Source organism: Cupriavidus necator, from assembly GCF_040578825.1.
Taxonomy (GTDB): domain Bacteria; phylum Pseudomonadota; class Gammaproteobacteria; order Burkholderiales; family Burkholderiaceae; genus Cupriavidus; species Cupriavidus necator_E.
Genome location: NZ_JBEFLI010000050.1, coordinates 1 through 18,371, shown reverse-complemented (window position 1 = coordinate 18,371; position 18,371 = coordinate 1). Strand labels below are relative to the sequence as shown.

The following is an 18,371-nucleotide window of genomic DNA, read 5'->3' as shown; positions in this document are numbered from 1 at the left end:
CAACCTCTCACAAGGATCCGAAAGTCGATGCCATTCGAGTTCGCGCCCACGGTGCTGCTGGTGGAAGACGAGCCCCATATCCGCCGCTTCGTGCGCGCGGCGCTGCAGGACGAAGGCTGCACCGTGCATGAGGCCGAATCGCTGCAGCGCGGCCTGATCGAGGCCGGCACGCGCCAGCCCGACCTGGTGATCCTGGACCTGGGCCTGCCCGATGGCGACGGCATGTCGATGATCGGCGATCTGCGCACCTGGACCGAAGTGCCGGTGCTGGTGCTGTCCGCCCGCACCGACGAGACCGAGAAGATCCGCGCGCTCGACGCCGGCGCCGACGACTACCTGACCAAGCCCTTCGGCGTCGGCGAACTGGTGGCGCGCCTGCGCGTGCTGCTGCGCCGGCATGCGCGCGCGGGCGCGCAGGGCAGGGCGCAGGTGGCGTTCGGCGATATCGCGGTGGATCTCGCCAACCGCCAGGTCACGCGCGCGGGCGCGCCGGTGCACCTGACGCCGATCGAATACCGGTTGCTGGCCGTGCTGCTGGCGCATCGCGGCAAGGTGATGACGCACCGCGAACTGCTGCGCGAGGTATGGGGGCCGTCGCACGCCGACAGCAGCCAGTACCTGCGCGTCTATATGGGCCATCTGCGCCACAAGCTCGAGGCCGATCCGGCCCGCCCCGCCTTCTTGCTGACCGAGATCGGTGTTGGCTACCGCTTCGCCGGTTAGCCAGTTCCCTCAGCGTAATTCCTGCCTCACCTTTTGCTATCACGCACGCGTGAGGGTGGCGTTCGGCCGTTTCCCGTCCTCCCGGTAAACCCGCAATCCCGTCAAATTCGTTTGACGAGTGAATTCATGGGTATAAACTAAGATTCATCAATGTGAATTCAGGAGCGCAGCGTGACGGACCGCCCGGCTTATTTCATCTCGACCGACGCGGTCGAGGGCTACCACCCCGCCAACCATGTCGGCACCCTCAACCGCAGGCTGATCGGGCCCGAGACCGTCGGTTCGCGCCATCTTGAAGTGATCCACGGCACCATCGAAAAGGGCAAGGGCGCGCTGCCGCATGCGCATCCCGGCATCGAGCAGGTCTGCTACGTGCTGGAAGGGCGCGCCGTGGCCGAGGTGGGCGGCCAGCGCAAAGAGATGGGGCCGGGCGACTGCTGTTTCTTCCCACCGGACCAGATGCACGTGTTCACCGTTGTCAGCGATGAACCGGCCAAGATTCTCGTCATCTATTCCCCGCCGTACGAGGAGTCGCCCGAGCGCGTGATACGGCCCGCATAAGACGCGGCCGGCCACGGAAAGGGTTCATATAACGACAGGAGACAACGACCGTGAAGTCCTTCAAGAACGCGTTTGCCAGTGTGGTGCTCGGGTGCACCGCGGTGCTGGCCGCAGCCCCTGCAATGGCTGCCGATGAATTTCCTTCCAAGCCGCTGCGCCTGGTGATGCCGTTCGCGGCGGGCAGCGGCACCGATGCCGTCGCGCGGCTGACCGCCAAGTACCTGGGCGAATCGCTGAATCAGCCGGTGGTGGTCGACAACAAGCCGGGTGCCAACGGCACCATCGCCGCCGAGTTCGTGGCCAAGGCGCCGCCGGATGGCTACACGCTGTTCATGACCACCAACACCACGCATTCGGCCAACCCGTCGCTGATGAAGCAGCTGCGCTATGACCCGGTCAAGGATTTCACGCCGGTGTCGCGGATGGGCAACCTGCCGTTCATGCTGGTGGTCAATCCGCAGTTGCCGGTGAAGACGCTGCGCGAATTCATCGACTACGCCAAGGCGCATCCGGGCATGAGCTACGCCAGCGGCAACAGCACCGGCATCGTCGCTGGCGCCACGCTGTCGAAGATGGCCGGGCTGAAGATGCTGCACGTGCCGTACAAGAGCACGCCGCCGGCGATGACCGACGTGATGGGCGGACAGGTGCAGGCGATGTTCGTCGATTTCGCCGCCGGCATCGCCAACGTCCGTGCCGGCAAGCTGCGTGCGCTGGCGGTGACCACCGCGCAGCGCAGCGCGCTGCTGCCCGACCTGCCGCCGGTGGCCAGCGCCCCCGAGCTCAAGGGTTTCGACATCACCTCCTGGAATGGCGTGTTCGGCCCCGCCGGCGTGCCCGCGCCCGTGGTGGAGCGCCTGAACCGCGAACTGGTTGCCATCGCCACCAGCAAGCAGCATGCGGCGCAGTTCCATGCGCTGGGCTTCGAACCGTTCGGCAGCACGCCGGCGGAACTCAACAAGTTTGTCGTGGCCGAGCTGCAGAAGTGGTCGCGGCTGGTGAAGGATGCCGGCATCCAGCCGGAATGAACACGACACCGACAACTAGACTCCACAGTCAACGCATATGAATTTCGATCTCTCCGAAGACCAGGCATCGATCGTCGAGGCTGTGCAGCAGGTCTGCACGCAGTTCGACATGGAGTACTGGGACCGGCTCGACAAGTCCGGCACGTATCCGCACGAGTTCTACAAGACGCTGTGCGAAGGCGGCTGGCTGGGCGTGGCGATGCCCGAGGCGTTCGGCGGCGCCGGGCTCGGCATTCTCGAGGCGGCGCTGGTGATGCAGACCATCTCGCAGTCGGGCGCGGGCATGACCGGCGCGTCGGCGGTGCATATGAACGTGTTCGGCCTGAACCCGGTGGTGGTGTTCGGCACCGACGAGCAGAAGGGCCGCTTCCTGCCGCCGCTGATCGCCGGCAAGGAGAAGGCCTGCTTCGGCGTGACCGAGCCCGATGCCGGCCTGGATACCACCAAGCTGAAGACCTTTGCGCGCAAGGTGCCGGGCGGCTATTCGGTCAGCGGGCGCAAGATCTGGATCTCGACGGCGCAGGTGGCCGACCGCATGCTGCTGCTGGCGCGCACCACACCGCTGGAGTCGGTGAAGAAACCGACCGAAGGGCTGTCGCTGTTCTACACGAAGGTGGACCGCAGCAAGATCGAGATCCGCGAGATCGACAAGATGGGCCGCGCTGCTGTCGATACCAACATGCTGTTTATCGACGACCTCTTTATCCCGGAAGAGGATCGCATCGGCGATGAGGGCAAAGGCTTCGAGTACATCCTGCATGGCCTGAATCCCGAGCGCATCCTGATTGCCGCCGAGGCGATCGGGCTCGGCCGCGCGGCGCTGGCGATCGCTACGCAGTATGCCAAGGAACGCGTGGTGTTCGGCCGTCCGATCGGCATGAATCAGGGCGTGCAGCATCCGCTGGCGCAGGCGTGGATGCAGCTTGAATCGGCCAACCTGATGATGCTCAAGGCCGCGGCGCGCTATGACGCAGGGCAGTCGTGCGGCGCCGAAGCCAACGCGGCCAAGTACCTGGCGGCCGAGGCGGGCCACAACGCCTGCCAGACCGCGATCCTGACACTGGGCGGCATGGGCTATTCGCGCGAATACCGCGTGGAGCGGCTGTTGCGCGAGTCGTATATCCCGCGCATCGCGCCGGTCAGCCCGCAGCTCATCTTGTGCTTTATCGCCGAGCGCGTGCTGGGTTTGCCCAAGTCGTACTGAACAGGAGCGACGATGCCAGACGAGCAAGCGCAGGCTGCCGCCGCCACCGGTCCGCTGGCCGGCATCCGCGTGATCGACATGACGTCGGTCGCGATGGGCCCGTATGCGACGCAGATCCTTGGCGACATGGGCGCCGAAGTCATCAAGGTAGAGCCGCCCGCCGGCGATGTGTTCCGGCACGCCGAGCCGGCGCGGCATGCCGCGATGGGCGCCAGTTTCCTGAACCTGAACCGCAACAAGCAGTTCGTCGTGCTGGACGTGAAGCAGGCCGACGACCTCGCCGCGCTGAAGGCGCTGATCGCCACGGCCGATGTCTTTGTCTCCAACGTGCGGCCACAGTCGCTGCGCAAGCTCGGGCTGGACTATGCCTCGCTGCGCGCCGACCATCCGCGGCTGATCTACTGCGGTGCTTACGGCTATTCGGAGGAGGGGCCCTATGCGGGGGCGCCGGCCTTCGACGACATCATCCAGGCACGCAGCGGCATGGCGCAGTTCCAGGGCGCCAACACCAACGAAGGTCCGCAGTATGTCAACACCATCCTCGCCGACAAGGTCGCGGGGCTGACCGTGGCCTACGCGATCCCGATGGCGCTGTACGAGCGCGAGCGTTCCGGGCTGGGGCAGGCCATCGAGGTGCCGATGTTCGAGACGCTGGTGTCCTTTCTCGCCACCGAGCAGCTCGCCGGCCAGACCTTTATCCCGCCGCTGGGGCCGGCCGGCTATCCGCGCGTGATGTCGGCGCACCGCAAGCCCTATCGCACGCGCGACGGCCATATCGCACTGCTGCCCTATACCAGCGCGCAGTGGCGGCGCTTCTTCGATGTCTCGGGCCATGCGCCACTGGCGCGTGATCCGCGCTATGCGACGCCGGCCGCGCGCAGCGCCAATATCGATGCGCTCTACGCCACGCTGGCCGAGATCGTCGCGCAGCGCACCACCGCGGAGTGGCTCGACCTGTTGCGCGATGCCGATATCCCGCATAGCGAAGTGCCGCACTTCGACAGCCTGGCCGATGACCCGCATCTGCGCGCCACCGGCATGATGTTCGAGTACGACCATCCGAGCGAAGGCAGGCTGCGTGGGGTGGGGATTCCTACGCGGTTTTCGCGAACGCCGGGGAATATCCGGAGTTGGCCGGAGGCGTTGCCGGTGGAGAAAGACGAGGAAGGGGCTGAGCCGCAGCGCATTGCTGACAAAGGCTAGCTTACCGCCGGTTTGCCAAGGGAGGCGGCTTGCATTCAATGCACTGGTGCACCGCGGCCCCGGGGCAGCTACGCCGCCTTCCCGACCGCCCCCGCCGCGTACAATTCCGGCCAAGGGATACTGAAGTCGAGGAAGCCAACAATGGCAGAACACGAACCGGCCGAAAAATCCGGTCACGCCAGCGTCAAGACCGCGCTGCGCGTGATCGAGATCATGGAGATCTATGCACGCGAAGGGCGCTCGCTGACGCTGACCGAGCTGGCCAAGCTGCTGGGCGCGCCCATGTCGAGCTGCCTGGGGTTGATCCGCACGCTGGCGTCGCTGGGTTACCTGTACGAGACCGGCCGCCGCCAGGGGTATTACCCGACGCGCCGTTTGCTGGACATTGCCCAGCGCATCGCCCGCAACGACCCGCTGCTCGAACGCGTGCAGCCGCTGCTGGAATCGCTGCGCGACACCACTGGCGAAACCGTGATTTTCGGCAAGTTGCAGGATGACGGCCGCGTGCTGTACCTGGAGGTGCGCGAGTCCGGCAATCCGGTGCGCTATATCGCCGCGCCGGGCGAGCTGCGCGATGCGCATGTGAATTCGATCGGCCGGGCCATCCTTGGTGCGATGCCAGCCGAAACCCGCGCCGAACTGTTGGCCGGCGTGTCGTTTGCCTCGCGGACGGCACGCACGGTGGACTCGCTGCGCGTATTCGAAGCCGCCATGCAGCAGTGGCAGGCGCAAGGGTGGTATCCGAACTTCGGGGAGTCGTTTCCGGACCTGGGCGCGATCGCCATCCCGGTGGCCATCGGTGGCGTGACCTATGGCATGTCCGTGGCGGGGCCGCTGCATCGGATCGAAGCCAATGCGGACGCGATCGTCGTGGCGCTGAAGGCGGCCGGCGGTTCGCTGCAGGGATAAGAGGAAGGGCAGGCGTTGCGGCGGCCAGGCTGTCGTGACGGCCCGTTGCGGTAGGGCAGCACAGCGCGCAAGCGCGTGCACGAATCCAGCCACCAAACAAAAAAGCCCGGTGCGTTTGCACCGGGCTTCCGTATCGGTTGGCTCCCCGACCTGGGCTCGAACCAGGGACCTGCGGATTAACAGTCCGTCGCTCTACCGACTGAGCTATCGGGGAACAGCAGAGAAAGAAATTATAGCCAGTTTCTCTTTTCTTCGTCAACACCTTTTCGACATTTTATTGTCATCATCAGGTGCTGGAAGGGTCCGGCTTGCTGCATCCCGCGTCGGCGAAGCGCATTTCTGCCGGCTTCAGGCGTCGTGTTCAACAGCGAGGCCGCATTATAGCCACGCTTTAGGATTTGTGCCAGAAAAAAACCGCCTCGCGGCGGTTTTTTTCTGCAGCCAGCAAGCCGGTCAGTCGAACACCGGCGAATCCACGCCGAGGATCTTGTGCAGCTTCGGCGAGGTGGTGGTGTACTGCATGTGGATTTTCTTCTCGGGGAAGATATACGGCGCAGCACCGAACGCGGCCAGCGCGGCCTCGTGGAAGCCCGACAGGATCAGCTTCTTCTTGCCGGGGTAGGTATTGATATCGCCCACCGCGAAGATGCCCGGGATATTGGTTTCGAACTTCTCGGTGTCCACCTTGATCTGCTTGCGCTCCAGGTCCAGGCCCCACTCGGCGATCGGGCCGAGCTTGGGCGACAGGCCGAAGAACACCAGCAGGTCGTCGAGCGGCAGGCGCCGGGTCACGCCGTCGGAGCCCGTCACCTTGATCTCGGTGAGCACGCCGTCCTTCTCTTCATAGCCGCCAATCTGGCCGACCACGAACTGCATCTCCATCTGTTCGCACAGTTCCTTCATCTTGGCGACCGACGCGGGCGCGGCACGGAAGCCGTCGCGGCGGTGAATCATCACCACCGACTCGGCCTTGCCGACCAGGTCCAGCGTCCAGTCCAGCGCCGAGTCGCCGCCGCCGACGATCACCAGGTTGCGGCCGTGGAAGCGGCTCGGATCCTTGACGCGGTAGAAGAGCTGCTTGCCGTCGAACTTGTCGATCCCATCGACCTTCAGCGTGCGCGGCTGGAACGAGCCCACGCCGGCGGCGATAAAGATGGTCTTGGTGATAAAGCGGGTTCCGAGCGAGGTCTCGACGAAGAAGCGGCCGTCTTCACGGCGCTCGACCACGGCGACTTCCTGGCCCAGGTGGAAGGTAGGCTCGAACGGCTCGATCTGCTTGAGCAGGTTGTCGGTCAGTTCCTGGCCGGTGCAGATGGGCACGGCCGGGATGTCGTAAATGGGCTTGTCCGGATACAGTTCCACGCACTGGCCGCCGACCACTTTCAGGGAATCGATCACGTGCGCCTTGATCTCAAGCAGGCCCAGCTCGAAGACCTGGAACAGGCCCACCGGACCGGCACCGACGATCAGCGCGTCGATTTCCTGCGGCTGGCCCCCGGCGGGGCTGCCGCCCTCGACCTGCCTGGTCGCGTCGGCAACGGGATTTGGAATGCTCAAGTCCATATTCGTCCTGATACGTTGGTTGGGCAGCGTGTGCCCGGTATTGCGGAAAGCGCGTGGGGACGGCTTTCTATTGCCTGTCAGCGCTGCAGGTACTGCAGCTTGTCGGTGGCATCCTTCCATTCTTCGGCCTCGGCCAGCGGGGCCTTGGTCTTGGTGATGGAGGGCCATGCGCGCGCCAGCTCGGCGTTCAGATCGATGAACTGCTGCTGGTCGCCCGGGACGTCTTCCTCGGCATAAATGGCGTTCACCGGGCACTCGGCCACGCATACGGCGCAGTCGATGCACTCATCCGGGTCGATCGCCAGGAAGTTGGGGCCTTCGCGGAAACAATCGACCGGACACACGTCAACGCAGTCTGTGTAGCGGCAACGGATGCAGGATTCGGTGACAACGTGAGTCATTTCGGTTCCAGGAAAACGGGTCGGCTTTTAATGGGAAACTGTTCGGGCCGCTTCTTGCCGGCGGACGCGCCCCTCTGCAAATGGTTGCAGCATGGGCTGGACGAGCGCCGGCCGAGGCCTTTCGGAAACCGATATTGTAGCCGAGCCGTCTGCCTAGGATAGCGGCTCTATATAGCCGGATCAGATAGTTTTCTTATTTCTTTATGTGCATTTGATCCAGCGCATGGCGTGCCGCTGGCATGTCGGCGGTGGGCGGGGCATGATGAGATCCGCCTGAATGTCACATGCGTTCGTGCCGGGAGAGATCCGTATGCCACGTCAGCCTCGCCTTTTCCCTTCCTGCCAGCGCGCGGCGCCATGCCGCCCTCGTCCCCGCATCGCGATGATCGCGCTTGTGCTCTTGACGGCATTTTCGGCGCAGGGCGATATCGCGGCCGCGCAGACGCTGGCGCAGCCGCCGATGGCCGACAGCGTGGTGTCGCGCCTGGTGGCGTGGCGCGCGCGTTCCGACGCGCCGGTGACCCTGCCCACGCTGACCGGCTTCGACTGGGACCACTTCAGCGTGACCGACTCTCCCGCGGGCGACGCCATCGCCCATTGCGGCCGCGCCGGGCTGATGCCATGCGGGCCGGAGTTGCAGCCCCAGCCTGGCGACCGGGTTCAGGTGCTGAGCTTCGAGCGCGCCGCCACGCAAGTCTATGCCGAACGCATCCTCGCCAGCGACGGCGCTTTCGCCGAGCCGCTGCCGCGGCAGGTGCCGCGCGCCGCCGCCACGCTGGTGTCATGTCCCGGCTCGGACGGGCGCCAGTTGTGGTGCCTGCAGGGCAAGACGCGGGGCAGGGCGGTAATCCGGCCCCCGCAGCCGTTCCTCGACGGTAGCTGACGCCACGCGCGCGGCCGTTCTTCGGTTAGCATGTGGGGCTGACCCGGCATCGCCGTCTGGCTCGCTATGATCATCCAGTCTCTGCTCGACACCGACCTGTACAAGTTCACGATGATGCAGGTGGTGCTGCATCAGTTTCCGCAGGCACAGGTGGAATACCGCTTCAAGTGCCGCAACGCGGGCGTCGACCTGACGCCGTATATCGATGAAATCCGCGCCGAGGTGGCGCACCTGTGCCAGTTGCGCTTCACCGACGACGAACTGGCCTACCTGCGCGGCCTGCGCTTTATCAAGAGCGATTTCGTCGACTTCCTCGGCCTGTTCCACCTGAACGAGAAATACGTGTCGGTGCGGCCCGCGCCGCAGGGCAATGGCGAGATCGAGATCTCGATCGTCGGCCCGTGGCTGCATACCATCCTGTTCGAAGTGCCGGTGCTGGCCATCGTCAACGAGGTCTATTTCCGCCGCACCCAGCCGCGGCCGGCGCTGGCCGAAGGGCGCCGCCGGCTCGAAGACAAGCTGGCGCTGCTGAAGACGCCCGACGTTGCCGACTGCGTCATTGCCGACTACGGCACGCGCCGGCGCTTCTCGCGCGACTGGCAGGAAGAGGTGCTGCTGACCATGCGGCGCGTGCTCGGGCCCCAGCTTGCCGGTACCAGCAACGTGCATTTCGCCCGGCTGCACAATATGGTGCCGCTCGGCACGATGGCGCACGAATACCTGCAGGCCTGCCAGGCGCTGGGCCCGCGGCTGCGCGATTCGCAGGTGTATGCGCTGGAGCGCTGGGCGCGCGAGTATCGCGGCGACCTCGGCATTGCGCTGTCCGACACCTACGGCTTCGACGCCTTCCTGCGCGACTTCGACCTGTATTTCTGCAAGCTCTTCGACGGCGTGCGCCATGATTCCGGCGACCCGGTCGTATGGGGCGAGCGCATGGTGGCGCATTACACCGCCAACCGCGTCGACCCGCGCAGCAAGACGCTGATCTTCAGCGACAGCCTCGACATTCCGCGCGTGATCGAACTGTACGAGCGCTTCCATGGCCGCTGCCGGCTGGCGTTCGGCGTCGGCACCAACCTGACCAACGACCTCGGCTACACGCCGCTGCAGATCGTCATCAAGATGGTGCGCTGCAACGGGCAGCCGGTGGCGAAGCTGTCGGATACGCCGGAAAAAACCATGTGCGACGATGCCGGCTACCTGGCCTACCTGCGGCAGGTGTTCTCGGTCCACGCGGAGGTGTAGCCAGCTTCGGCACACCGCGGCCGACACTATAATCGGCCAATCCCGCACCCCCGCCGCACCCCCCGCGTCCCGCGACAAGAACAAGCCCTATGGAAACCAACGACGCCCGCGACCGCATCTTTGCCCGCATCCGTGCCGCCCAGGGCAGGCCGCTCAAGCCCACCACGGGCGAGCTTGGGGCGGTGGCCGACTACCTGGCGCGCCACCCGCAGGGTCCGCGGCCAGTGGTGGCGGCCGACCTGGCCGAGGCCTTCCTGGCGCAGGCGCAGCGCATGTCCTCGACCGTCGACCGCGTGGCGACGCTGGACGAGGTGCCCGACGCCACCGTGCGCTTCCTCGACAGCCTGAACCTGGTGCACCGCGCGGTGGCCTGGGACGCCCTTGGCACGCTGCCGTGGCAGGCCGCGGGCATCGAAGTCGAATGCCGCCCGCCGGTGCGCGAGGTAGAGGCCGACCGCCAGCATGGCGACCTGGTCGGCATTACCGGCTGCTTCTGTGCGATCGCCGAAACCGGCTCGCTGATGCTGCTGTCGGGGCCAACGACGTTTGCATCGGCCGCGCTCCTGCCCGAGACCCATGTGGCCGTGGTGCCGCGCTCGCGCATCGTCGCCGGCCTGGAAGACGCCTTTGCGCTGGTACGCAGCGAACGCGGCGAGCTGCCACGCGCCACCAATATCATCAGCGGGCCGTCGCGCACCGGCGATATCGAGCAGACTATCGTGCTGGGCGCGCACGGTCCGTACCGTGTCCACGTCATCCTGGTGGAGCAGGCCTGAGCGCCGGCTGACCTGCCGCAACAATCGTGGCATCAGGCGCGTATCGCAGGGGTGACGCGCAAGGCGGTTGAATTACACTTGCAGGCTTGCCTTGCGCACCGCCCCGGCGTCGCGGCGCTGCGCACCGATGAATGCTGCATTCCCGAGCCAAGGAGATCCTGCCTGATGCGACGTGCCCCCGCGCTGTTGCCGCTGCTGGCCATGCTGGCCATCTTTCCCGTTGCCGCGCATGCGGCGGACCTCGACGGCGCCACGCTGTCGCCGCTGTGGGGGCTGCCGTTCGCCGGCATCCTGTTGTCGATCGCGTTGTGGCCGCTGGCCGGGCCGAAGTTCTGGCATCACCACTACGGCAAGATTGCCGCTGGCTGGGGGCTGCTGTTCCTGGTGCCGTTCGCGCTGGTGTTCGGCGCGCATGCGGCCACCGCCAGCGTGGTGCATGCGCTGCTGGCCGAGTACATTCCCTTTATCGCGCTGATCGCCGCGCTCTACATCGTCGCCGGCGGCATCTGCGTGCGCGGCAACCTGCACGGCACGCCCGGGCTCAATACCGGCATCCTCGCACTGGGCACGGTGCTGGCCAGCCTGATGGGCACCACCGGTGCGGCCATGCTGCTGATCCGGCCGCTGCTGCGCGCCAACGACAACCGCCGCCACGTGGCGCACGTGGTGGTGTTCTTTATCTTCCTGGTGGCCAACGCCGGCGGCGCGCTGACGCCGCTGGGCGACCCGCCGTTGTTCCTTGGCTTCCTGAAGGGCGTGGAGTTCTTCTGGACGCTGCGCAATATCTTTACGGAGACGCTCTTTATTTGCGTGGCGCTGCTGGTGGTGTTCTACCTGGTCGACCGCACCTATTACCGCAACAAGGAAGAGGAGCTGCCGCCGAAGAACGACCCGACGCCCGACTCCGACGGCATCACCATCGATGGCAAGTTCAACTTCGTGCTGCTGCTGGCCGTGGTCGGGCTGGTGCTGATGAGCGGGCTGTGGAAGCCGGGCATCTCGTTCGACGTGCTCGGCACCGAAGTGCCGCTGCAGGCGGCGGTGCGCGATGTGCTGCTGGTGGTGGTGGCGCTGGTGTCGCTGGCGGTGACGCCCCGGTCGGCGCGCGCAGGCAATGAGTTCAACTGGGAGCCGATCCTGGAAGTGGGCAAGCTGTTTGCCGGCATCTTCCTGACCATCGTGCCGGTGATCGCGATGCTCAAGGCCGGCACCGATGGCGCGTTTGCGGGCGTGATCCGCGCGGTCAGCGACAGCAACGGCCAGCCGGTCGACGGCATGTACTTCTGGGCCACCGGCGTGCTGTCCTCGTTCCTGGATAACGCACCGACCTACCTGGTGTTCTTCAACACCGCCGGTGGCGACGCCGCCACGCTGATGACGCGCGATGCCTCGACGCTGGCGGCGATCTCCGCGGGCGCCGTGTTCATGGGCGCCAACACCTATATCGGCAACGCGCCCAACCTGATGGTCAAGGCCATCGCCGAGAACCGCGGCGTGCGCATGCCGAGCTTCTTCGGCTATATGCTGTACTCGGGCATCTTCCTGGTGCCGCTGTTCGTCATCATGACCTTCCTTTTCTTCCACCTGTGATTGCCATGAAGCCGTCCGTCCTCGTTACCCGCGCCATCTATCCCGAAGTCATTGCGCATCTGGCGCAGTATTTCGATGTCGACGACAACCAGCAGGACGCGGTGCTCGACGCCGCCGCGCTGAAGGCGCGGCTGGCGGGCAAGGCCGGCGTACTGGCCAACGCCGCGGACCGCATCGACGGCGAGGTGATCGCCGGGCTGCCGTCGCTGCGCGCGGTATGCAATATGGCGGTTGGCTACAACAACCTGGACGTGCCGGCGCTGACGGCCGCGGGGATCGTCGCCACCAATACTCCGGACGTGCTGACTGAAACCACCGCCGACTTCGGCTGGGCCCTGCTGATGGCGACCGCGCGCCGCGTCACCGAGGCCGAGCACTACCTGCGCGCCGGCAAGTGGCAGCGCTGGAGCTACGACATGCTGGTCGGCGTGGATCTGTACGGCAGCACGCTGGGGATCCTCGGCATGGGCCGCATCGGCCAGGCGCTGGCGCGGCGCGCCGCCGGCTTCGGCATGACCGTGCTGTACCACAACCGCAGCCAGCTCCCGGAAGAAACCGAGCGCACGCTCAATGCGCGCTACGTCAGCAAGGAAGACCTGCTGCGCCAGTCAGACCACCTGCTGCTGGTGCTGCCGTACGGCCCGCAAAGCCACCACGCCATCGGCGCGCCGGAACTGGCGCTGATGAAGCCGACCGCGACGCTGGTCAACCTGGCACGCGGCGGCATCGTCGACGACGCCGCGCTGGCGCAGGCGCTGCGCGAGAAGCGCATCTTCGGCGCCGGGCTCGACGTATTCGAGGGCGAGCCCAGCGTCCACCCGGACCTGCTGACGGTGCCCAACGTCGTGCTGACGCCGCATATCGCCAGCGCGTCGGAGAAGACCCGCCGCGCGATGGCGATGCTGGCCGCCGACAACCTGATTGCCACGCTCGACCAGGGCCCGCAGGCCGGCAACCCGCCTACCGTGATCAACCCGGAAGTGATGCCGCATCGGCGCTGAGCCGGCCGTAACGTTTCGCCCACTTTGTCTTCTGCTGCATGTCCCTGATTCCGTTCCTGACGCTGGCCGTGGCGCTGCTCGCGGTCATCCTCCTCGTTGTTGTGCTGCTGCGCCAGCAGTCGGCCTCGCCCGGCGCCGACCTGGCGCGGCAGCTGGCCGAGGTGCGCGTAGAAAGTGTCCACGGCTTGGAGCGGCTCGAGCGGGAGGTGCGCTCAGAGGTAGCCGGGGCCGCGCGCGGCAACCGCGACGAATCGGCGCAGCAGATGCTGCGTTTCCAGCAGGCGCTGTCGTCGCAGCTGACCGGCATCGCCACGCTGCAGAACAACCAGATCGACACCTTTGCCCAGCAGCTGGCCAAGCTGACCGAGTCCAATACCCAGCAGCTCGAGCAGGTGCGCCAGCACCTGATGCTGCAGGGCCAGCAGGCGCGCGACGAGCAGGCCGGCTCGCTGCGCCGCTTCGGCGACGGGCTGCAGCAGCAGCTCGCGCAGATGTCGGAAGCCAATGAGCGGCGGCTGGCCGAAGTGCGCGCCACGCTCGAACAGAAGCTGCACGACATCGAGGCCAACAACGCCGCCAAGCTCGAGGAGATGCGCCGCACCGTCGACGAGAAGCTGCATGCCACGCTGGAGCAGCGGCTGGGCGAGTCGTTCCGGCTGGTGTCGGACCGGCTCGAGCAGGTGCATCGGGGTCTGGGCGAGATGCAGGTGCTGGCGCAGGGCGTGGGCGACCTGAAGAAGGTGCTGACCAATGTGAAGTCGCGCGGCACGTGGGGCGAAGTCCAGCTCGAGATGCTGCTGGAGCAGATGCTGACGCCGGAGCAGTACGGCAAGAATGTCGAGACGGTGCGCAACTCCGGCGCGCGCGTGGAATTCGCGATCCGGTTGCCGGGGAGGGCCGCGGGCGGTGACAACGCGCCGGTCTGGCTGCCGATCGACGCCAAGTTTCCGAAAGAACAGTACGAGCGGCTGGTCGACGCACAGGAGCGCGGCGACCCCGACGGCGTGATCGCCTTCGGCCGTGAGCTGGAAGTGGCGCTGCGGCGCGAGGCCCAGACCATCGCCGAGAAATACCTGTCGCCGCCGCAGACCACGGATTTCGCGATCCTGTTCCTGCCGACCGAGGGTTTGTACGCCGAAGTGCTGCGCCGCCCTGGCCTGACCGACCTGCTGCAACGCGACTACCGCGTGACCGTAGCAGGGCCGACCACCTTGACCGCGCTGCTGAACAGCCTGCAGATGGGCTTTCGCACGCTGGCGCTGGAAAAGCGGTCGAGCGAGGTGTGGGAGGTGCTGGGCGCGGTCAAGACCGAGTTCGGCAAGTTCGGCGACGTGCTGGCCAAGACCCGCGATACGCTGGAGCGCGCCGCGCGCAATATCGAGCAGGCCGAGGTGCGTACGCGCCAGATGGCGCGCAAGCTGCGGACGGTGGAAGCGCTGCCGGGCGATGCCGCGCAGCAGTTGCTGGGCCTCAATGCGGCGGACGCCGCTGACACGCCGGCAGCGCTGGAAGACAACGGCGGTTGAGCGCCGTGGGACGGGAAGGAAAGCGGCCTCGCAGGAGGCCGTCGGGAAGCGGCCGGCATGTTGCCGGCCAAGGCTTCAGCGCTGCTCAGTCGTCTTCGGGCGCCAGTTCGCGTACGTGGACCTGAATGCCGCCAAAGCGCGCGGCCACCCAGTTATAGGCCTTGCACGCCAGCCACAGCAGCCCGAAGCCGATCAGCGCATTCAGGATGATCGCACTGAAGACAGTAATCGCCGGCAGGTCACCATAGCGGATGAAGGTGACGAACAGCCCGAGCGAAACGATCGGCAGCGAGAAGCACAGGTAGACCAGCACCAGCGCGCGGGCGGTCTTGACGGGGTGGAGGTAGGCGATCTCCTGATTCATCACGGGGAATAGCTCGAATAATTCTGAATCGTGCGCCAAGTGTAACGACTGGACCGTCACCCGCATAGCCCGCTGCCCGCAGGGCAGCCGAAAGCACTGCGCGCGGCGCGCCGCAGCCGCAAATGTGCGGCACAAATACGACACATTGAGACAAAGGCCTGGCGGGCGCCGCTCCTTGCTGGCGCAGTCTGGCCTCAGACTGCGCTCAGACCAGTCCGTCGAACAGCATCACCTCGACCGCATCGCCGGCCTTGACCGAATCCTGTTCGTGGCCGAGCACGATAAAGCAGTTGGCCTCGCTCATCGAGCGCAGCACGCCCGATCCCTGCTGGCCGGTGATGCGCACCTCCCACTGGCCGTCTGCTGCCTGCGCCAGGATGCCGCGCTGGTACTCGGTGCGGCCCGGCTTCTTGCGGATTGCCTGCGCGCTGCGCACGCGCAACAACGGCAATGGCGGCACACTGGCGCCCATCTGCCGGTGCAGCGCGGCGCGCACGAAATGGTAGAAGGTCACCATCACGGCCACCGGGTTGCCCGGCAGGCCGAACAGCAGCGCGTCGCGGCCGTTGGAAGTGATGCGGCCGAACGCCATCGGCCGGCCCGGGCGCATGGCGATCTTCCAGAAGGTGACATCGCCCAGCTGCGCCATGATCTGCTTGGTGTAGTCGGCCTCGCCGACCGAGACGCCGCCGGAGGTGATGACCGCGTCGGCGGTCTCGCAGGCGGTGCGGAAGGCGGCTTCGAGCGCCTCGGGGTCGTCGCGCACCACGCCCATGTCGAGCAGCTCGACGTTCATCCGCCGCAGCATGCCGTGCAGCGTATAGCGGTTGGAATCGTAGACGCAGCCGGGGTCGAGCGGCTCGCCGATCGAGCGCAGCTCGTCGCCCGTGGAGAAGAAGGCCACGCGCAGGCGCCGGCGCACGCGCACCTCGGCCACGCCCAGCGAGGCCAGCAGGCCCAGGTCGGCCGGCTGCACCACGCGACCGGCCTGCAGCGCGGCCTGGCCGCGCGCCAGGTCTTCGCCGCGCAGGCGGCGATTGTCGCCGGTGCGCACGCAGTCGGCGGCAAAGCGGATGCGCGCCCCGTCGGCAACGGTTTCGACGAATTCCTGCGGCACCACGGTGTCGCAGCCGGGCGGCATCACCGCGCCGGTCATGATGCGGACCGCCTGCACGGCGGTGGGGCTGAGCGTGCCGGCGTCGCCGGCGAAGGCGCTGCCGATCACTTCGAGCTCCACCGTCGGAGTCTGCGCGGCAGCCAGCGCTTCGCCCTGGAAGGCGTAGCCATCCATCGCCGAGTTGTCATGCGCCGGCACGTCGATCGGCGAGACGATGTCCTCTGCCAGCACGCGGTCCAGCGCGCTGCGGATCGGCACCTGCTCGACGCCGCTGACCGGCTCTACCACCTCACCGATGATGCGGTTGGCCTGGTCCACCGGCAGCGCGGTGGGGTCGTAGTCCGAAAGGCAGGAAATGACGGATTGCAGGGAGGGCATGGTGGCTCGGCGGCGAGTTTGGCGAAGGGAATGCGACGCGCTTTTGCGGCTGTTCAGCGGCTTTCGTGCGTACGCAGTTCGTCCAGGGTGTTGATATTGGCAAAGGCCGCGGCGTCGTCGAACAACACTTCGGCCAGCCGGTGCGAGGCGGCCCAGGTCTCGATCTTGCGGCCGCCGCCGGAAAGATAAGCCACCAGGCTCTCGAGCGCACTGACCGGCATCAGGCAAAACACCGGTTGGGTCTGGCGCCGGCCATCTTCGTCGAGCGTTACCGGGATCGCCAGCTCGGCGCCTTCGGCCTCGATCGCCTGCGCCAGCCGCGCCACCAGGTCGGTCGGCAGGAACGGCGAATCGCACGGCGCGGTCACCATCCACGGCGTCTGGCATTGCTCGAGCCCGGCCAGCATGCCGGCCAGGGGGCCGGCGAAGTCGGGCACGGAATCGGTGTAGACCGGCACGCCGAACGATTCATAGGCGGCCAGGTTGCGGTTGGCATTGATCATCAGCCCGCCGACCTGCGGCGTCAGCCGCATCATCGTATGCATCGCCATCGGCGTGCCGCGCAGCGGCTGCAGTCCCTTGTCGGTGCCGCCCATGCGGCTGCCCCTGCCGCCTGCGAGGATCAGGCCGGTGATATCGTCGCGTGCAATCATGAAGGAGGGTAGAGTCTGGCGGCGGGATCAGCCGCCGATATAGGACATCTCGATCTTGCGCTGGGCGCGCGCCTGGCGCACGGCCGGGTTGCCGCGCTGCTCGGAGTAATTGTCGGTGCGGGCCTGCCACACCTGCGCGATCGCGTTGGAGATCTCCAGGTCGCTGTAGCCGCCGCGCAGCAGCGCGCGCAGGTCATAGCCCTCGGTGGCGAACAGGCACAGGTAGAGCCGGCCTTCGGTGGACAGCCGGATGCGGCTGCAGTCGCCGCAGAAGGCATGGGTGACGCTGGAGATCACGCCGATCTCGCCGCTGCCGTCGCGGTAGCGCCAGCGCTCGGCGGTCTCGCCCGAATAGTTGGCCTGCATCGGCTCGAGCGGGAATTCGGCGTCGATGCGGCGCACGACCTCGGCAGAGGGCAGCACCTCGTCCATCTGCCAGTGGTTGCTGGCGCCGACGTCCATGAACTCGATAAAGCGCACGATGATGCCGCTATGGCGGAAATGGCGCGCCATCGGCACGATTTCCTGGTCGTTGGTGCCGCGCTTGACCACCATATTGACCTTGATCGGCGCCAGCCCGACCGCCTGTGCGGTTTCGATGCCGTGCAGCACGTCGGCGACGGCGAAGTCGACATCGTTCATGCGGCGGAAGGTGGCGTCATCGATCGCGTCCAGGCTGACGCTGACGCGCGACAGGCCCGCATCGCGCAGCGACCGCGCCTTGCGCGCCAGCAGCGAGGCGTTGGTGGTCAGCGTCAGATCCAGCGGCTTGCCCGAGACGGTCTCGATCTTCGCCAGCATCTCCACCAGGTGCTCGATATTCTTGCGCAGCAGCGGCTCGCCGCCGGTCAGGCGGATTTTCTCGACACCCTGCGCGACGAACAGCCGCGCGGTGCGTTCGATCTCTTCGAAGCTCAGCAATTCGGAATGCGGCAGGAAGGTGTAGTCCTTGTCGAACACTTCCTTTGGCATGCAATAGACGCAGCGGAAATTGCAGCGGTCCGTCACCGAGATGCGCAGGTCATGCAGCGGCCGGCCGCGGGTGTCGGCCACCAGGCCGGTCGGCGCAACCAGCTTGCCGGGAATGCTGGGCGTCATCGAGCGGTAGCGATGATCGCGCAGGTCGAAAATCGGAATGACGGATTCGGTCATGGCCTGTGGGTGGGCGCTGCGTCCGGAGGGCGGCCTGGAAGGGCGCTTGGGGCCGGAGGCGTTCTGCTGACATTCTAGCCGAGGCGGGGGGGGG

18 protein-coding genes and 1 tRNA gene are annotated in these 18,371 nt (G+C 66.4%); 12 read left to right on the top strand and 7 right to left on the bottom strand.

The window, feature by feature from the left end; genetic code table 11:
- Positions 1 to 27: 27 nt before the first annotated feature.
- From kdpE to AB1I47_RS22515, 6 genes are all read left to right on the top strand, one after another.
- Positions 28 to 723: a two-component system response regulator KdpE gene (kdpE, locus tag AB1I47_RS22540; RefSeq protein ID WP_354685934.1), complete on the top strand. Its 696-nt coding sequence runs from the start codon at positions 28 to 30 to the stop codon at positions 721 to 723.
- Between the two features lie 171 nt (positions 724 to 894).
- On the top strand, positions 895 to 1,284 hold the full coding sequence (locus tag AB1I47_RS22535) for a cupin domain-containing protein (RefSeq protein ID WP_354685933.1): 390 nt from the start codon (positions 895 to 897) through the stop codon (positions 1,282 to 1,284).
- 50 nt (positions 1,285 to 1,334) lie between these two features.
- Positions 1,335 to 2,312 carry a Bug family tripartite tricarboxylate transporter substrate binding protein gene (locus AB1I47_RS22530; protein WP_354685932.1) on the top strand — a complete coding sequence of 326 codons (978 nt, stop codon included), beginning with the start codon at positions 1,335 to 1,337 and terminating at the stop codon, positions 2,310 to 2,312.
- 37 nt (positions 2,313 to 2,349) lie between these two features.
- Complete coding sequence (locus AB1I47_RS22525; protein ID WP_354685931.1) at positions 2,350 to 3,516, top strand: acyl-CoA dehydrogenase family protein; 1,167 nt, start codon at positions 2,350 to 2,352, stop codon at positions 3,514 to 3,516.
- Between the two features lie 12 nt (positions 3,517 to 3,528).
- A complete protein-coding gene (locus AB1I47_RS22520; RefSeq protein WP_354685930.1) occupies positions 3,529 to 4,719 on the top strand; it encodes a CaiB/BaiF CoA transferase family protein in 1,191 nt (396 codons plus the stop codon).
- A 141-nt stretch (positions 4,720 to 4,860) separates the two neighbouring features.
- Positions 4,861 to 5,628: an IclR family transcriptional regulator gene (locus AB1I47_RS22515; protein ID WP_354685929.1), complete on the top strand. Its 768-nt coding sequence runs from the start codon at positions 4,861 to 4,863 to the stop codon at positions 5,626 to 5,628.
- Positions 5,629 to 5,766: 138 nt separating this feature from the next.
- On the opposite strand, the gene AB1I47_RS22510 is transcribed toward AB1I47_RS22515, so the two are convergent.
- The 3 genes from AB1I47_RS22510 to fdxA all read right to left on the bottom strand — a co-directional run bounded on the left by AB1I47_RS22510 (position 5,767) and on the right by fdxA (position 7,592).
- Positions 5,767 to 5,842: transfer RNA gene (locus AB1I47_RS22510), tRNA-Asn, on the bottom strand.
- Positions 5,843 to 6,081: 239 nt separating this feature from the next.
- A complete protein-coding gene (locus tag AB1I47_RS22505) occupies positions 6,082 to 7,191 on the bottom strand; it encodes an NAD(P)/FAD-dependent oxidoreductase (protein ID WP_354685928.1) in 1,110 nt (369 codons plus the stop codon).
- A gap of 77 nt (positions 7,192 to 7,268) precedes the next feature.
- On the bottom strand, positions 7,269 to 7,592 hold the full coding sequence (gene fdxA, locus AB1I47_RS22500; protein WP_022535951.1) for a ferredoxin FdxA: 324 nt from the start codon (positions 7,590 to 7,592) through the stop codon (positions 7,269 to 7,271).
- Positions 7,593 to 7,986: 394 nt separating this feature from the next.
- On the opposite strand from fdxA, the gene AB1I47_RS22495 reads away from it, so the two are divergent.
- The 6 genes from AB1I47_RS22495 to AB1I47_RS22470 all read left to right on the top strand — a co-directional run bounded on the left by AB1I47_RS22495 (position 7,987) and on the right by AB1I47_RS22470 (position 14,613).
- Complete coding sequence (locus AB1I47_RS22495) at positions 7,987 to 8,475, top strand: hypothetical protein (RefSeq protein ID WP_354685963.1); 489 nt, start codon at positions 7,987 to 7,989, stop codon at positions 8,473 to 8,475.
- 66 nt (positions 8,476 to 8,541) lie between these two features.
- Positions 8,542 to 9,720 carry a nicotinate phosphoribosyltransferase gene (gene pncB, locus AB1I47_RS22490; RefSeq protein ID WP_354685927.1) on the top strand — a complete coding sequence of 393 codons (1,179 nt, stop codon included), beginning with the start codon at positions 8,542 to 8,544 and terminating at the stop codon, positions 9,718 to 9,720.
- An 89-nt stretch (positions 9,721 to 9,809) separates the two neighbouring features.
- The gene (locus AB1I47_RS22485; RefSeq protein WP_354685926.1) at positions 9,810 to 10,496 is read left to right on the top strand and encodes a LutC/YkgG family protein; all 687 of its coding nucleotides are present in this window, start codon (positions 9,810 to 9,812) and stop codon (positions 10,494 to 10,496) included.
- Positions 10,497 to 10,661: 165 nt separating this feature from the next.
- Positions 10,662 to 12,086, top strand: coding sequence for a sodium:proton antiporter (locus AB1I47_RS22480; protein WP_354685925.1), 1,425 nt, complete (start codon positions 10,662 to 10,664; stop codon positions 12,084 to 12,086).
- Between the two features lie 5 nt (positions 12,087 to 12,091).
- Positions 12,092 to 13,087, top strand: coding sequence for a 2-hydroxyacid dehydrogenase (locus AB1I47_RS22475; RefSeq protein WP_354685924.1), 996 nt, complete (start codon positions 12,092 to 12,094; stop codon positions 13,085 to 13,087).
- Between the two features lie 38 nt (positions 13,088 to 13,125).
- Complete coding sequence (locus AB1I47_RS22470; protein ID WP_354685923.1) at positions 13,126 to 14,613, top strand: DNA recombination protein RmuC; 1,488 nt, start codon at positions 13,126 to 13,128, stop codon at positions 14,611 to 14,613.
- 85 nt (positions 14,614 to 14,698) lie between these two features.
- Here the strand turns inward: AB1I47_RS22470 and AB1I47_RS22465 are convergent, their stop codons facing one another.
- From AB1I47_RS22465 to moaA, 4 genes are all read right to left on the bottom strand, one after another.
- Positions 14,699 to 14,977 (bottom strand): hypothetical protein, encoded by a 279-nt coding sequence (locus tag AB1I47_RS22465; protein ID WP_022535944.1) that lies wholly within the window; start codon positions 14,975 to 14,977, stop codon positions 14,699 to 14,701.
- Between the two features lie 205 nt (positions 14,978 to 15,182).
- Positions 15,183 to 16,472 carry a molybdopterin molybdotransferase MoeA gene (gene moeA / locus AB1I47_RS22460; RefSeq protein WP_354685922.1) on the bottom strand — a complete coding sequence of 430 codons (1,290 nt, stop codon included), beginning with the start codon at positions 16,470 to 16,472 and terminating at the stop codon, positions 15,183 to 15,185.
- Positions 16,473 to 16,525: 53 nt separating this feature from the next.
- On the bottom strand, positions 16,526 to 17,125 hold the full coding sequence (gene mobA, locus AB1I47_RS22455; RefSeq protein ID WP_354685921.1) for a molybdenum cofactor guanylyltransferase MobA: 600 nt from the start codon (positions 17,123 to 17,125) through the stop codon (positions 16,526 to 16,528).
- Positions 17,126 to 17,152: 27 nt separating this feature from the next.
- Positions 17,153 to 18,277, bottom strand: a complete 1,125-nt coding sequence (gene moaA / locus AB1I47_RS22450; RefSeq protein WP_354685920.1) for a GTP 3',8-cyclase MoaA — start codon at positions 18,275 to 18,277, stop codon at positions 17,153 to 17,155.
- Positions 18,278 to 18,371: the final 94 nt, after the last annotated feature.